Source organism: Pseudomonadota bacterium (assembly GCA_039815145.1).
Lineage (GTDB): Bacteria > Pseudomonadota > Gammaproteobacteria > Steroidobacterales > JBCBZW01 > JBCBZW01.
On the sequence record JBCBZW010000001.1, the window covers coordinates 136444 to 150252 of the forward strand.

General features: G+C 66.5%; 13 protein-coding genes. 10 read left to right on the forward strand and 3 right to left on the reverse strand.

The genetic code is table 11. The features are described from left to right. Positions 1 to 80: 80 nt before the first annotated feature. The 6 genes from AAF184_00610 to AAF184_00635 all read left to right on the forward strand — a co-directional run bounded on the left by AAF184_00610 (position 81) and on the right by AAF184_00635 (position 7079). Positions 81 to 608, forward strand: coding sequence for a PepSY domain-containing protein (locus AAF184_00610; protein ID MEO0420806.1), 528 nt, complete (start codon positions 81 to 83; stop codon positions 606 to 608). Between the two features lie 365 nt (positions 609 to 973). After that, positions 974 to 1600: an RNA polymerase sigma factor gene (locus AAF184_00615; protein ID MEO0420807.1), complete on the forward strand. Its 627-nt coding sequence runs from the start codon at positions 974 to 976 to the stop codon at positions 1598 to 1600. 20 nt (positions 1601 to 1620) lie between these two features. Continuing rightward, positions 1621 to 1875 carry a zf-HC2 domain-containing protein gene (locus AAF184_00620; GenBank protein MEO0420808.1) on the forward strand — a complete coding sequence of 85 codons (255 nt, stop codon included), beginning with the start codon at positions 1621 to 1623 and terminating at the stop codon, positions 1873 to 1875. A 152-nt stretch (positions 1876 to 2027) separates the two neighbouring features. Then, entirely contained in the window at positions 2028 to 4427 is a 2400-nt protein-coding gene (locus AAF184_00625) for a 3-hydroxyacyl-CoA dehydrogenase/enoyl-CoA hydratase family protein (GenBank protein MEO0420809.1), read from the forward strand. Positions 4428 to 4441: 14 nt separating this feature from the next. Further along, a complete protein-coding gene (locus AAF184_00630) occupies positions 4442 to 5641 on the forward strand; it encodes an acetyl-CoA C-acyltransferase (GenBank protein MEO0420810.1) in 1200 nt (399 codons plus the stop codon). 229 nt (positions 5642 to 5870) lie between these two features. Next, on the forward strand, positions 5871 to 7079 hold the full coding sequence (locus AAF184_00635) for a sulfotransferase (GenBank protein ID MEO0420811.1): 1209 nt from the start codon (positions 5871 to 5873) through the stop codon (positions 7077 to 7079). A gap of 30 nt (positions 7080 to 7109) precedes the next feature. Here AAF184_00635 and AAF184_00640 read toward each other — a convergent pair whose 3' ends face one another. Both AAF184_00640 and AAF184_00645 read right to left on the reverse strand, forming a co-directional pair. Next, on the reverse strand, positions 7110 to 7670 hold the full coding sequence (locus AAF184_00640) for a lipocalin family protein (protein ID MEO0420812.1): 561 nt from the start codon (positions 7668 to 7670) through the stop codon (positions 7110 to 7112). Beyond that, entirely contained in the window at positions 7670 to 8434 is a 765-nt protein-coding gene (locus AAF184_00645) for a DUF6134 family protein (GenBank protein ID MEO0420813.1), read from the reverse strand. Before AAF184_00645 ends, AAF184_00640 begins: the two co-directional genes overlap by 1 nt. A gap of 385 nt (positions 8435 to 8819) precedes the next feature. Here AAF184_00645 and AAF184_00650 point away from each other — a divergent pair, with 385 nt between their 5' ends. Together AAF184_00650 and AAF184_00655 are read left to right on the forward strand one after the other, a co-directional pair. Next, positions 8820 to 9395 carry a TIGR00730 family Rossman fold protein gene (locus AAF184_00650; protein MEO0420814.1) on the forward strand — a complete coding sequence of 192 codons (576 nt, stop codon included), beginning with the start codon at positions 8820 to 8822 and terminating at the stop codon, positions 9393 to 9395. A gap of 69 nt (positions 9396 to 9464) precedes the next feature. Further along, positions 9465 to 10313 carry a purine-nucleoside phosphorylase gene (locus tag AAF184_00655; GenBank protein MEO0420815.1) on the forward strand — a complete coding sequence of 283 codons (849 nt, stop codon included), beginning with the start codon at positions 9465 to 9467 and terminating at the stop codon, positions 10311 to 10313. Here the strand turns inward: AAF184_00655 and AAF184_00660 are convergent. Continuing rightward, positions 10280 to 11551: a divalent metal cation transporter gene (locus tag AAF184_00660; GenBank protein MEO0420816.1), complete on the reverse strand. Its 1272-nt coding sequence runs from the start codon at positions 11549 to 11551 to the stop codon at positions 10280 to 10282. The two genes, AAF184_00655 and AAF184_00660, sit on opposite strands and share 34 nt — an antisense overlap. 148 nt (positions 11552 to 11699) lie before the next feature. Between AAF184_00660 and AAF184_00665 the strand changes: the two genes are divergently transcribed. Continuing rightward, a complete protein-coding gene (locus tag AAF184_00665; protein ID MEO0420817.1) occupies positions 11700 to 12209 on the forward strand; it encodes a flavin reductase family protein in 510 nt (169 codons plus the stop codon). Between the two features lie 127 nt (positions 12210 to 12336). Then, positions 12337 to 13803 (forward strand): dynamin family protein, encoded by a 1467-nt coding sequence (locus AAF184_00670; protein ID MEO0420818.1) that lies wholly within the window; start codon positions 12337 to 12339, stop codon positions 13801 to 13803. The last annotated feature ends 6 nt before the right edge of the window (positions 13804 to 13809 follow it).

Genomic DNA, 13809 nt, shown 5'->3' on the forward strand with positions numbered 1-13809 from the left:
ACAGCCGGCACCTATTGCGGTGCGCAAGACGTACCCTTGGGCCCCGAAATTCTACTTGCTCAACGGATCAGGAGCTCATCATGAAGGTCATCATCACGGGCGCCTTGGGCGCCGCCCTCGCTTTGTCTGCGCTGCCGGCCCTCGCCGACCACGGCGGCACCCTTGAAAAGTGCTTGCACGCCGCATCCGCCGTGCGCCCGGGGCAGTTCGCCAAAGTGGAGTACCTCAACGTGACCGACGAAGGCGGCGCAGCGTACGAGATCGAAGTCGCTGCCAGCAACGGTACGGACTGGGAATTCGAGTGCGATGACGACGGCCGCATTATCGAGATGGAGCAGGAAGTGGACAGCGTCAAGCATCCGCTCTTCGCCGCCAAGATGAAGGTCGACGAGGCCACCGCTCGCGCCACCGCCCTGCGCCTGTACCCCGGCACCATCGACGAGGTCGAGTACGAGATCGAGATGAACGGCGACGCCAGCTACGAGTTCGACGTGGTCGACGAGTTCGGCGTGGAGTTCAAGATCGAGATCGACGCCACCACCGGCGACGTGGTCGAGGTGCAGGTCGAGAGCTGGGAAATCGGCATCGAAGACGACGAGAAGAAGTAAGGGCGAAGTACCTTTCGCGACCCCCGACGCGGCCCGTGGCGGGGGTCGTCGCCGCTGCCTGCCGTTCGCGCAGAGCACGGCGTCTCGGCGAGGATGGAATTCTCACAAAAGTGTAACTCCTCGCCCTCCGCCTACAACTCTCCTGCGTACGGAACGCTAGCCCTGCCGTGAGGAACGCTCACGAAGCGGTCTGGCGCCTAGTTTCGACCTCTGTCGAATTCGGGAGACCATCGTTGCAACCCTCGTTTGCCCTGCGCAGACTGACCGCCCGGTACGGTCATCGGCGCCCATTGGCGCCGACTCGTGCGGGGCGTTGGAACCGCCCGCCGAGCCGCCGTGCCCCACGGTTGCAACAGGGCAGAGAGATGGTATCCAAGAGCAATCCTGCGCTCGCGGCGGGTCATCCAGAGGTAGATGAGAAGGCGCTGCTGGAGGGGCTGCTGCGGCAGGACCCACGCGCCTACGAGACGCTGGTGCGCGCCTATGGTTCGCGCGTGATGGCAGCGGCGCGGCGCTACCTGCGCAGCGGTGACGATGCCGCCGATGTCTTCCAAGAGACCTTCATCCAGGTGATGAAGAGCATCGATAAATTCGAAGGTCGCTCCACCCTGTGGTATTGGGTGCGGGGGATTACGATCAAGCTGTCGCTGCTCAAGTTGCGCCAGCAGCGGCGCCGGAACGAGACCAGCATCGACGACCTGCTGCCGTCTTACGACGAGACTGAACACAGGATTCTGCCGGACAACCCGCGCTCAGCGGCGGACGAAGTGGAGACGGGCGACGTCGGCCAGTACGTCCGCGACGCGATCGCCGAGCTCCCGGAGCAGTACCGCACGATCCTGGTATTGCGGGATTTCGAGGGTCACTCCACGCAGGAGACCGCCGACATCCTGGGAATCCAGGCGAACACGGCCAAGGTGCGCTTGCATCGGGCCCGGGGCGCCCTGCGAACCCTGTTGGAAAGACTATTGGATCGCCGTGACCTGCTTTAAGAAAAACCTGAGTACCTGACATGCTAACTTGCAAGGAATTGGACGAATTCCTAGTCGACTTTCTCGACGGCAACCTGCCGTTGCGCACCAAGCTCGCCATGCACCTGCACTTGGGGCTTTGTAAGGACTGCCGCGAATACGTGCGCGACTACGAGCGCGCCATCACCCTCGGCCGCAAAGCCTGCTCGACGGCCGAGGACGAGGAAGTAGCGGACGTCCCCGAGGCGCTCGTGCAGACGGTACTGGCGAACCTCCAGAGCAACTCCAGGTCCTGATCACACCCGAACGGGGTGCCCGCCGCCCCGTTTGAAAAAATCGCGAGCGTTCGCTCGGTTTTCGTTCTACAATCGGCCCACGTCCGGTGTCGGAATCCCTCCGCGCCCCACGCCTGTCGAGCGAAAACCACCTCCCGAAAAGGAGAACGCGAGTGACCACCTCGTCTACCGCCCCGGCATCGGCTGATGCCCCCTACGTCCGCCAGGTCGCCGTGCTCGGCGCCGGCGTCATGGGCGCCCAGATCGCTGCCCACCTCACCAACGCCGGTATCCCCACGCTGCTCTACGAGTTGCCGGCCGAGGGCGCTGACCCGAACGCCAACGCCGCCAAGGCGATCAAGATGCTCGCCAAGCTCAAGCCGGCGCCGCTCGCGACCAAGGCGCAAGCCAAGCTCCTGCGCCCGGCCAACTACCAGAGCAGCCTCGAGCTGCTGACCGACTGCGATCTGGTGATCGAGGCGGTCGCCGAACGGATGGACATCAAGCGCTCGCTCTACGAGCAGGTGGCGCCGCACCTGAACGACAGGGCGATCTTCGCCAGCAACACCTCGGGCCTGAGCATCACGGAGCTGGCGAATGCCGTGCCCGAAGCGCTGCGGGCTCGCTTCGCCGGTGTGCACTTCTTCAACCCACCGCGCTACATGCACCTGGTAGAGCTGATCCCCCATGCGGGCACGGACGAGCGGGTGCTAACGAACCTCGAGTCGTTTCTCACCCACCAGGTCGGCAAGGGGGTGGTTCGGGCGAAGGACACGCCGAACTTCATCGGTAACCGCATCGGCGTCTTCTCGATCCTGAGCACGCTGGCCCATACGGCCGCCTACGACTTAGGGTTCGACACGGTGGACGCCCTCACCGGTCCCGCCCTCGGCCGTCCGAAGAGCGCCACCTACCGCACCTCCGACGTGGTGGGCCTCGACACGATGGCGCACGTGGTCGCCACCATGACCCACCAGCTGCCCGACGATCCCTGGGCGGCCCACTTCAAGCTGCCGGACTGGTACCAGGGCCTGCTCGATCAGGGCGCCCTCGGTCAGAAGACCCGCGCCGGCATCTACCGCAAGACCAAGGCCGGCATCGAAGTACTCGATCCGAAGGCCGGCGCTTACCGCCCCTCCGAGCAAAGCGCAGCCCCCGAAGTGGCCGCACTCCTCAAGGAACGCGATCCCGCCAAGCGCCTCGCCGCCCTGCGCGCCAGCGATCATCCTCAGGCCCAGTTCCTGTGGGCCCTGCACCGGGACCTCTTCCACTACTGCGCCTACCACCTGGCGGACATCGCCGACAGCGCTCGCGAGGTGGACTTCGCGATCCGCTGGGGCTACGGCTGGAAGCTGGGTCCCTTCGAGCTGTGGCAGGCCTGCGGTTGGCGCCAGGTCGCCCAATGGATCCGTGAGGACATCGACGCCGGTCGCACGCTCTCGAGCGCGCCCCTGCCCGAGTGGGTGGAAGCGGGTGATCGTCAGAGCGTGCACAGCGCCTCGGGATCCTTCTCCGCGTCGCGCGGGACCGATGTGCCACGCAACGATAAGATCACCCGCCGCCAGGCGCGCCCACAGCTGCTCCTCGGCGAGCCGGCGCCGCAGGACACGGTGATCGAGGAGACGGACGACATCCGTCTGTGGACCCTGGATCACAAGGTGCTGATCGCCAGCTTCAAGACCAAGCGCAACACCTTCAGCCCAGGCGTGCTCGCCGGCCTACGCCGTGCCGCTGACCTGGCCGAAGGCCCGGACTGGCACGGCCTGGTGGTGTGGCAGACCCAGGAGCCTTTCTCCTTCGGCGCGGACCTCTCAGGCGCCACGGGCCTGGTCGCCAGCGGCAACGTCGACGGCCTGCGCGACCTCGTCGCCACCTTCCAGAACACGATGATGCGCCTGAAGTACTGTGGCGCGCCGGTGGTGGCCGCGATCCGCGGCATGGCCCTCGGCGGCGGCTGCGAGCTGGCCCTGCAGAGTGACCGCATCGTGGCTGCCCACGAGACCTATATCGGGCTGGTGGAAGCGGGGGTCGGCCTGCTCCCCGGCGGCGGTGGCTGTAAGGAGCTCGCGATCCGCGCCGCCGATGCCACCCAGGCCGGCGACCGCTTCGCCCAGCTGGCCAAGTACTTCGAGAACGTCGCCATGGCCAAGGTGGCCGCGAGCGCCCACGAAGCCCGCGAGTGGGGCTTCCTGCGCGAAGGCGATCAGATCGTCATGCACCCGGACGAGATCCTGCACGCGGCCCTCGCTCAGGCCAAGGCGATGCACGCGGCCGGCTACCGCCCGCCCCATCCGTGGCAGACCTGGCCGGTGCAGGGGCGCTTCGCCAGCGCCAGCCTAAAGGCCAACATGGTCAACATGCTCGAGGGGCACTTCATCAGCGAACACGACTACGAGATCGGCTCGCGTATCGCCGACGCCCTGTGCGGCGGCGACCTCGACCCCGGCACCGTGGTGGACGAGGAGTGGCTGCTGCGCGTGGAGCGCGAGCACTTCGTCGCTCTGACGCTGAACAAGAAGACTCAAGCCCGCATCATGCACACGCTCGAGACGGGCAAGCCCCTGCGCAACTGATCAGGAGAGAATCGATGACCGAGAAAGCCTATATCGTTGCCGCGGCTCGGACCCCCGTGGGTCGCGCCTTCAAGGGCGGCTTCGCCACCACCCGACCCGATGATCTGCTCGCCCACGTCCTGCGCGGCGTGGTCGGTCAGGTGCCCTCGATGGACCCTGGCGCCGTCGAAGACGTCGTCATCGGCTGCGCCATGCCCGAGGGCGAACAGGGCATGAACGTGGCTCGCATCGGCACCCTGCTCGCGGGGCTGCCCGAGTCCGTGCCCGCCGTCACCGTCAACCGCTTCTGCTCCTCCGGCCTGCAGACCGTGGCCATGGCGGCCGAGCGCATCCAGGCCGGCGCGGCCGACGTGATGATCGCCGGTGGCACCGAGTCCATGTCGATGGTGCCTATGATGGGCAACAAGATCTCCTTCAACCCCGCCGTGCTGGCGAAGGATGAGAACGTGGCCATCGCCTACGGCATGGGCATCACCGCCGAGAAGGTGGCGCAGAAGTGGAACGTGAGCCGCGAGGCCCAGGATGCCTTCGCCCTGCGCAGCCACCAGCGCGCCATCGCTGGCATCAAGAGCGGCGCTCAGCAGCTCGGCGTCCTACCTTACGAAACCGTTCGCCACGTGCCGGGCAGCGATGGCACCGTGAGCGAAGTGCGCCACACGGTGGAAGTGGACGAAGGTCCGCGCCCGGACACGAGCCTCGAGGCCCTCGGCAAGCTGCGCCCGGTGTTCGCCGCCAAGGGCTCGGTGACCGCCGGCAACAGCTCCCAGATGAGCGACGGTGCCGCGGCCCTGGTGCTGATGAGCGAGCGCGGCCTGAAGGCGCACAACGTGGAGCCCTTGGGCGTGTTCCATGGCTTCTCCGTGGCCGGCGTGCCGCCGGAGGTGATGGGGATCGGTCCGATCGCCGCGATCCCCAAGGTGCTCGACCGCACAGGCATCAAGCTCGATGACCTTTCGTGGGTGGAGCTGAACGAGGCCTTCGCCGCCCAGGCCCTGGCCGTGATCGGCGAGGTGGGCCTCGATGAGGAGAAGACCAACCCCCTCGGCGGCGCCATCGCCCTGGGCCATCCCCTGGGGGCCACCGGCGCCATCCTGACCACCAAGCTCGTGCACAACCTGCGGGCCAGCAAGGCCGCCGGCCAGTCGGCCTACGGCCTGGTCACCATGTGCATCGGCACGGGCATGGGGGCCGCGGGCATCATCGAAGTGCTGTAAGGCGCCCCGCTTTCGTCGCCTGGAGGGCGGTGCCGAGCGATCGGCACCGCCCTTTTTCGTGACGGCAGCTGGAGTCCCAGGTTCGTCGGCCAGCACTCGGGGATGTGACGAAACGCACATCTCACGGGTCGACCAACCCCTACTTTGGGTTGCCGGACGCCGCGCCCAGCGACGGTGGCGCCGGCCGAATGAATCCCCCACACTGCGCCGCCACCCACAGGAGTGCGACATGGCGAACGACCCGCGCGGCGACAAGGCCAAGGATGCGCCCCCACCCTTCGACGTTCCCCAACTCCTGCGCTGGGCGGCGCGAGACACGGGGGAGGAGGACGTCAGCTTCCTCGAGAACGACGCCCTGCACGCTCTGTGCACGAGCCTCGCCGAGACCACGCAGCTGCACTTCATCGGCCGCAGCCGCGCCCAGAAACTGCTCCTCGCCAACCTGATCAAGCGCGTGCGCCTGCGCCAATACCGCGCGCGCCACCCCGAGATCGGAGAGATCGAGCTCAAGCGCCCCGTCTTCCTCATCGGCCCGCCGCGCACGGGCACCACGTTCCTCCATCGCCTGCTCGCCGAGGATCCCGCGGTGCGCGCGCCACGCCTGTGGGAGACGCTGCAGCCGCCACCGGCGCAGCCCGAGTGGCGCGAGGATCCGCAGTACTTCGAGCAGGACTATCGGGTAGAGATGTCGCGCAAGGCGATTGGCGCGCGCAAGCGCTTCACCCCGGGCCTCTCGAGCATTCACTCCTCCGCCGTCGACGTGCCGGAGGAGTGCTACGGACTGCTGGAGACGTCGCTGCTCTCCCACAGCTTCATGTTCTACGGACCTGTCACCGGTTACCTGGACTGGCTGGACGGTCGCAGCCACGCGGAATGGGTAGATGCCTACCGCCTCTACGCCGATCAGCTACGCCTGTTGCAATGGTGGTACCCAGGGGACTTCTGGGTGGTGAAGACACCCTTCCACCTGTGGGCCATGGAAGCCATCTTCGAGGTGTTCCCCGATGCGCTGGTGGTCCAACAGGGTCGCGACCCGGTGAGCTGCGTGGCGTCGTACTGCAGCCTGTCGGCCGAGGCCTACAAACCCACGATGCTGAAGGTGGACAAGGAGCAGGTGGGACGCCAGGCCCTGCGCTACCTCGGGGACGCGGTGAATCGCAACGTGGTCGCACGACGCCAGTTGCCCGCCGAGCGCTTCATCGACATCGACTACCCGGACCTGATCGCCGACCCGATGGACACGGCGCAGCGCATCTACGCCGCGATGGACCGCGAGCTTACGCCGGCGGCCCGCGAGGCGATGGAGGCTTACCTCGCCAAGCAGCGCGAGAGCCATAAGAAGGGCGGCCACCGCTACAGCCTGAGCGACTACGGATTGGAGGAATCGGTGGTGAGGGACGCGTTCGCCGACTACAACGCGATGGTGCGCGGCGCCTGATCACGCCGCGGTGCGTGGCCGGGGTCGACGTCAGCCCTGGCCGCTGGTGGCCTCGTGGGGCATCTGGCGGATCTTCGACGTGTCGTAGCCCACCTCATCCAGCATGGAGACGATCTGCGCGTACTCCGCCTCGTCGATCGACGGCGTACGCGCCATGATCCACACCAGGTCGCGCTTCTGGCGCCCGATGACGGTGGTCTCGTACTCGTCGTTCAAGTAGATGATGCGGTAGTCCAGCTTGACGAGCGGGAAGAACTGCATGCCCCACTCGGCATTCGTGTCCGAATTGCGAATGAAACCCTTCGGCTTGAAGGTCTTCTGCTTACCGTCGAAGGCGCCCTTGTTGAAGGTGAAGGTGGTGTTGATCCTACCGGGACCTGCGACCTCGTAGGTCTCCACCGGGTTGTAGGCCTTCTCCTCCATCGAGGTGACGATGCCGGCGACCACGTACCAATCGCCCGAGAAGCGCTCGAGATCTACGTAGCTGACGGTCTCCATAGGCTCCCCCTCATCGGAACACGCGGCAAGCCCCAGGGCGATGAGCGCGAGCCCTGCGAGGCGCAGGGCGAGCGACGTCTTCTGTGCACCCATCAGCGGGTACCTTCGCCCATGACCTCATCGGCGAGGGGATCGACCGTGGCGGCCGATAGCATGCGCGGCAGCTCACCGCCCTCGCGCTCGTAGCGCAGCATGCGGTTTTCGATAGGTGATTCCAGGCGCACCCACTCCCAGCGGTTGTCCACCTTGGTGTAGCAGACCTGCACTTCGCCGTCCGGCGTCTCGATGCGATAGCGGATGACCGGCGTGCGCACGCCGCTGACTTCCAGCTCTTCCTGCCCCATGCGGGAAATTTGCACGGGCACCACTTCACCGGTCTGGGGGTTGAGCAGGCGATCTCGATCGACGAAGGCCTGATCCCAGTAGGCGAAGGTGCTGAGGCAGCCTGTATCGACCGTACGCTCGTCGTCGGCGCCGAACTCCAGGTCAGCTTTCTTCTTAGCCGTCACAGAGCGCAGGGTGAAGCTGTCACCGCTCGCCTGGCCCTCGACCCGGTTGCGCTCGCTGTTGGCGCGGGTGCTGGAGGCGATGTCCTTGAGGCAACCGTCCACCCAGTGCTCCTCGCTGTGGTGGCGGTACTTGAAGGCGTTGATGAAGAGGAACTTCACGTCGAAGCGGGCCTCGCTATCCACCGCCTGGCCGTCGTCGGACTCGCGCAAGACGAAGTTGTGGTAGCCGATCTCGCGATCGTCGAGGAACACCTTGAACTCCCAACGCCGCTCGTCGACGCTGGCGAAGGCTTGCGCGCTCAGGGTCGCGCAGGCGATGGTCGTAGCAAGTAGAGGCAGGATTCGCATCACAGTTCCTTAACTCGAACCTTAAGTCCGGTGCGCTGCTACGCAGCTGCCCGGCGGCAGGGCAATTCACCATTATGCTGGGCGTGAGGGCCGGCGCCACGCGCTGCGACACTTCGCCACATTCGGCCGCTGCACACGTTGCGCTCGTTCTCGGCTTGCGTTCCCCGCTCCCGCCCGTTTGGCGGCAAGGGAAAGCCGAGCGGCTGTCAGCACAAGATTTCGGGTATGGCTCGCCATCGGTTTCGATAAGCCGCATTGACACCCACGACCGTCAATTCCCCAATACGCGGAACGACGCCTGCCCGGATGCACCCGCCGGCGTGGATAATAGACTGAAACTGCATGACTTTCGAACATTCGACAGGATCTGAGGGAAGGAAATCGTATGCGAATCTGCGTGTTCTGCGGCTCGAGCGACGGGCGCCACGAGCGCTACCGGGAAGCGGGCCGTGCCCTGGGCAGCATGCTGGCGAAGGCGGGGATCGGTGTGGTCTACGGTGGCGCCACCATCGGGGTGATGGGCGCGGTGGCCGACGGTGCCCTGGCCGAGGGCGGCGAGGTGATCGGAGTCATCCCCGAGGCCATGATGACGGTGGAGATCGCCCACCACCGGACCGACCTTCGGGTCGTGGGTACGATGCACGAGCGCAAGGCGCTGATGGCCGAGCTCTCGGACGCCTTCATCGCCCTACCCGGCGGCATCGGCACCATGGAGGAGGTGTTCGAGGTGTGGACCTGGGCGCAGCTCGGCTATCACGGCAAGCCGGTCAGCCTACTGGACATCGACGGCTACTGGGACGCCCTTCACCGCTTCGTCGACCACATGGTGCACGAAGGATTCCTGCGCGCCGCGCACCGCGAGATGTTGATCATCGAGGATGACGCGTCGACGCTGCTAGAACGCCTGAAGCAGTACCAACCGCCGAAGGTGGACAAACTCCTTCGCAGCGAGGAGCGCTAGTAAGGCCTGCCCGCAACGCGCCCGACTCGCCTACACTGCACGCCGCCGCCCACTCAGGATCCTCATGCGATGACGACCGATCAGCTCAAGGCCGCCGACGCCATCAGGCGCTTAGCGGGGACAGACGCCCTCGGCGAAGACGCCGTCGTTCTCGGCAGTGGCCTCGGTCGCTTCGGTGAGACGCTCACCCTGCGCGCAGAAATCGCCTACGAGGATATTCCGCAGTTCCCTCGCTCGACCGTGAGCGGCCATCGCGGCCGTCTGCTCGTAGGCGATCTGCCCAACGGGCGACCGATCCTGTGCATGCAGGGCCGCATGCACTACTACGAGGGCTACAGCGCGGCGCAGATCGCACTCCCGGTGCGCACCCTGCACGCCCTCGGCGTTGAGCGCATGCTCATGACCAACGCCGCCGGCGGCATCCACCCGGACTTCAAGCCGGGCGATCTCATGCGCATCGATGATCACATCAACCTCACCGGCTGCAATCCGCTCATCGGCCCGAACGATGACACCCTCGGCCCGCGCTTCCCCGACATGAGCCGGGCCTGGGACCCGGCCCTCGGCGAGCACCTGCAACGCGCCGGCGAGCGCAGCGGCGTGCCCCTGCAGCGCGGCGTGTACGTGCAGGTGACCGGGCCGAGCTTCGAGACGCCGGCGGAGATCCGCATGCTCGGGCGCCTCGGCGCCGACGCAGTGGGCATGTCGACCGTGCCGGAAGCGATTACGGCGCGGCACCTTGGCGTACGCATCGCGGGGATCAGCCTCATCACCAACTACGCGGCCGGCCTGCAGCCGAACCAGACCCTCACCCTGGAGGAGGCGATGGAGGAAGCGGCAGCGGCCTACGAACGCCTGCGCGATCTACTCCTCGCCTACTACGATCAGGATCCGCCGAGCGAGGACATCACCCCGTAGGCGATCGCCACGGCGAACAACACCACCACGCCGAAGAGGCTCCAGCGCCGCAACCAGGGTCCCGGGCGCAGCGCTTGCGGCACGTCAGGGCCCGTCACCGCCAGATGGTTGAGTAACGCAATGATCGGGCTGGTGATGAAGCCGACGGTGGTGACGAGGTCGATGAAGGCGCGGAAGCTGCTGAGGGCGAAGTGCAGCATCAGCACGGCCACGGCGGCCATGCTCAGCATGGCGCCGACGTACACGGGGTCGCGACGCCCGACCGCCGTCGGTTCAGCCTTCGACGAGCGCACCTGCGCCACCACGGCGGCGACCACTCGCGGGAACCCATCGGTGATCGCCAGCAGGGTGGTGAGCAACACGGCGAAGGCGCTGGCGCCCACCAGGGCACCACTCCAGGCGCCGAGGGTCTGCTCGTAGAGGCTCACCACCTGGGCCGCGAAGGCCGCGGCGCCGGCCTCAGGTGCCACGCCTTGCTCGTGCATCACCCCCGTGCCCATGAGCACGAAGCACAGGGCCAGCACGATCGAGGCCAGGTACCCGATGTTGAAATCGACCATGGCCTCGGCCAGCGGCGCGCGAAGCCCCGTCTGGCGCGCCCGGGCCACGCTCCACAAGCTGTGCATCACCGACAGGTCCAGCCCCGCCGGCATGAAGCCCGCCAAGGCGATCAGGAAGGCGAGCGTGGGCCCGTCGAGCGCGGGCGGCACCAACAGCGCCAGCTGCCAGTCGATTCGCGGCAGCACCAACAACGTGGCCGCGAGCGTGGCCAGGGTCAGAAAGGCCACGAACACCTTGGTCAGGCGATCGAGCAACGCGAAGCCCCCACCCAGGGTGAGCAGCACCGCCACCCCCACCAGCAGGCTCGCCAGCACCGGAGGCGCCATGGTGATCCCAAAGGTGGCCCCCGCCAGGCCCGCCAGGGTGATGCACAGGGCCGCCATCACCGTGCACAAGGTGGGCAGGAAGGTGAGGAAGTAGAGCACCAGCACCGCCCGCCCGCGGCGGCGATAGCCGTGCAACAGGGACTCGCCGGTGGCCGCCACGAAGTGCGGCGCAAACCGGAAGGCCGGGTACTTCAGGGCGTGCACGAGCAGGATGATGAGCACGAAGCCCAGGCCGTAGACGGCCCCCGCGCGGGTCGATTGCACCAGGTGCGAAACGCCGATGGCAGTGCCGGCGAACAACACGCCAGGGCCGATGGCGGCTGCGAGGCGGCGACGAGCGTCGTGGGTCAAGGTCGAACGGCTCCGGATCATTCGGGCGTCGCGAGGGGCGACTCCCCGTTATGCTACCGCCCGAGGCCACGTGGCCACGATCCGAACTGATATCATGCACTGCAGCGGCGGTTCCGTCGCTTCTCCACACGGCCACTTGAACGACGACATGACCCTCGATGTTTCCAGCGACACCGCGCGTCGGCGCTTGCGCGATGTGCTCGGCACCTTCGCCACCGGAGTCACGGTGGTCACGGCCCTCGACGAGGCGGGCGATCCGGTGGGTATCACCGTGAACAGCTTCACCAGCGTCTCGCTCTCCCCGCCGCTGATCCTGTGGTGTCTGAGTCGGGAGTCCGCCTCTCTGAACGCCTACTGCACGGCTCGCCACTTCGCCATCAACGTGCTGCACGAGAGTCAGCAAGACCTGGCCACCCGCTTCGCCAGCAATGAGCGGCACAAGTTTGCCGGTCTGGAAGGAGTGACCGAAGGTATCAGCGGTGTCCCCCTGCTGGCGAACTGCGTCGGTCAGCTCCAGTGCACCAGCCGCCAGTCCCACGACGGTGGCGATCACGTGATCCTGATCGGCGAGGTGCTCGCCGTGCAGGAGGCGGCGGGGGCACCCCTGCTCTTTCATCGCGGACGCTTCGCGGGGTTGGCGCAGGCTGAGGACGCCTGACCCGCTCCGTTCGATCGAAACATGCGCCGCCTAGACCGCTCTCATCGGCCGCCCATTCGCTGGTAACAGACCCCGCCTGCTGGCACGATTGACCGCCATTACGTGTGCCACGCCGCGGAGCTTGTTCATGTCCCAACTGCAACTCTCCAGTCTGGAAGAGCGCCTGCACCGTCTCGAAACGCATTTGCAGCGGGAAAACCCCGTACTTCTTGAGGTCGTTAAGGCCTTCCGCCAGCTCGATCAGGTCACCCATCGCCTCGGCCTGACGGAACCGAACGAGTCCCTCGCCTCGCAGGTGTCCTGGTTCCCCGTGGTCGCCCTGCTCGGCACCTTCTCGGCCGGTAAGTCAACATTCGTAAACTCCTACCTCGGCCAGCGCCTGCAACTCACGGGCAATCAGGCCGTCGACGACAAGTTCACGGTGGTCTGCTACGGCCCCAACGAGCAGCCCCAGGTGCTGCCCGGCCTGGCCCTCGACAGCGATCCCCGCTTCCCCTTCTACAAGATCAGTCATCAGATCGAAGAGGTGTCCGACGGCGACGCCGAGCGCATGGACGCCTTCCTGCAGCTCAAGGCCTGCAACTCCGAGGCGATCCGAGGCAAGATCCTGATCGACTCGCCGGGCTTCGACTCGGACGAGCAGCGGGCCGCCACCCTCGCCATCATCGAACACATCATCGACCTGGCTGACCTGGTGCTGGTGTTCTTCGATGCCCGCCACCCCGAGCCGGGCGCCATGCAGCAGACGCTCAAGCACCTGGTGGGCGACGTGAAGGATCGGCCGGACTTCAACAAGTTCATGTACATCCTGAACCAGGTCGACGCGACCGCCCGGGAGGACAACCCGGAGGAAGTGTTCGCGGCCTGGCAACGCGCACTCGCCAGCCAGGGCCTCACGGCGGGTCGCTTCTACCGCATCTACGACGTGGCCTCGGCGCTACCGATCGAAGACGAGGCGCTGGCGGCCCGCTTCGAAGCCAAGCGTAAGGTCGACGCCGACGAGATCAGCATGCGCCTCGACCGGGTGGAGGTCGAACGCGCCTACCGCGTGACTGGCGCGCTCGAACGCACGGCCCGGGCCGTGCGCGACGACATGATGCCGACGGTGCGCGAGGCGCGCCGCTGGTGGAAGCGCCGTTCCCTGATCCTGGATGCCTCGGTGATGGGCGCCCTGGCACTGGTGGCGCTCGCGGGCAGCTACATGTTCAACATGTGGGAGGGCCTGCACTTCAATCCGCCCTGGGCCTCCCTGAGTGAGCAATTCCCGTTCGTGGATTGGGTGCTGCTCGGCCTGCTCATCGCCGTGGTGGCCTACCTGCACCTCGTCCTACGGCGGGCGGCGAGTAGGCAGACCGTGAAGCACTTCGGTGAGAAGCTCGAGGGCAACACGCACAAGGACTGGATCCTGAACGCCATCCGCAAGAACACCTCCGGCTGGATGCTGGCGGTGGCGGATCAGCCGACCGGCTGGGGGCCCCTGACGCGACGTAAGCTGGACACGGTGCTGGCCAACGCCGGCCGCTTCATCGAGACCCTGAACGACCGCTTCGCCGTGCCCAGCGGCGAGGGCGACGGCGGCAAGAAAAAGGGCTAAACAGGG

What these genes read in the sequence shown, in the direction of transcription:
- AAF184_00610 (MEO0420806.1), top strand. Translation starts at nt 81, where the DNA reads ATGAAGGTCATCATCACGGGCGCCTTGGGCGCCGCCCTCGCTTTGTCT.
- AAF184_00615 (MEO0420807.1), top strand. Translation starts at nt 974, where the DNA reads ATGGTATCCAAGAGCAATCCTGCGCTCGCGGCGGGTCATCCAGAGGTA.
- AAF184_00620 (MEO0420808.1), top strand. Translation starts at nt 1,621, where the DNA reads ATGCTAACTTGCAAGGAATTGGACGAATTCCTAGTCGACTTTCTCGAC.
- AAF184_00630 (MEO0420810.1), top strand. Translation starts at nt 4,442, where the DNA reads ATGACCGAGAAAGCCTATATCGTTGCCGCGGCTCGGACCCCCGTGGGT.
- AAF184_00635 (MEO0420811.1), top strand. Translation starts at nt 5,871, where the DNA reads ATGGCGAACGACCCGCGCGGCGACAAGGCCAAGGATGCGCCCCCACCC.
- AAF184_00640 (MEO0420812.1), bottom strand. Translation starts at nt 7,670, where the DNA reads ATGGGTGCACAGAAGACGTCGCTCGCCCTGCGCCTCGCAGGGCTCGCG.
- AAF184_00645 (MEO0420813.1), bottom strand. Translation starts at nt 8,434, where the DNA reads ATGCGAATCCTGCCTCTACTTGCTACGACCATCGCCTGCGCGACCCTG.
- AAF184_00650 (MEO0420814.1), top strand. Translation starts at nt 8,820, where the DNA reads ATGCGAATCTGCGTGTTCTGCGGCTCGAGCGACGGGCGCCACGAGCGC.
- AAF184_00655 (MEO0420815.1), top strand. Translation starts at nt 9,465, where the DNA reads ATGACGACCGATCAGCTCAAGGCCGCCGACGCCATCAGGCGCTTAGCG.
- AAF184_00665 (MEO0420817.1), top strand. Translation starts at nt 11,700, where the DNA reads ATGACCCTCGATGTTTCCAGCGACACCGCGCGTCGGCGCTTGCGCGAT.
- AAF184_00670 (MEO0420818.1), top strand. Translation starts at nt 12,337, where the DNA reads ATGTCCCAACTGCAACTCTCCAGTCTGGAAGAGCGCCTGCACCGTCTC.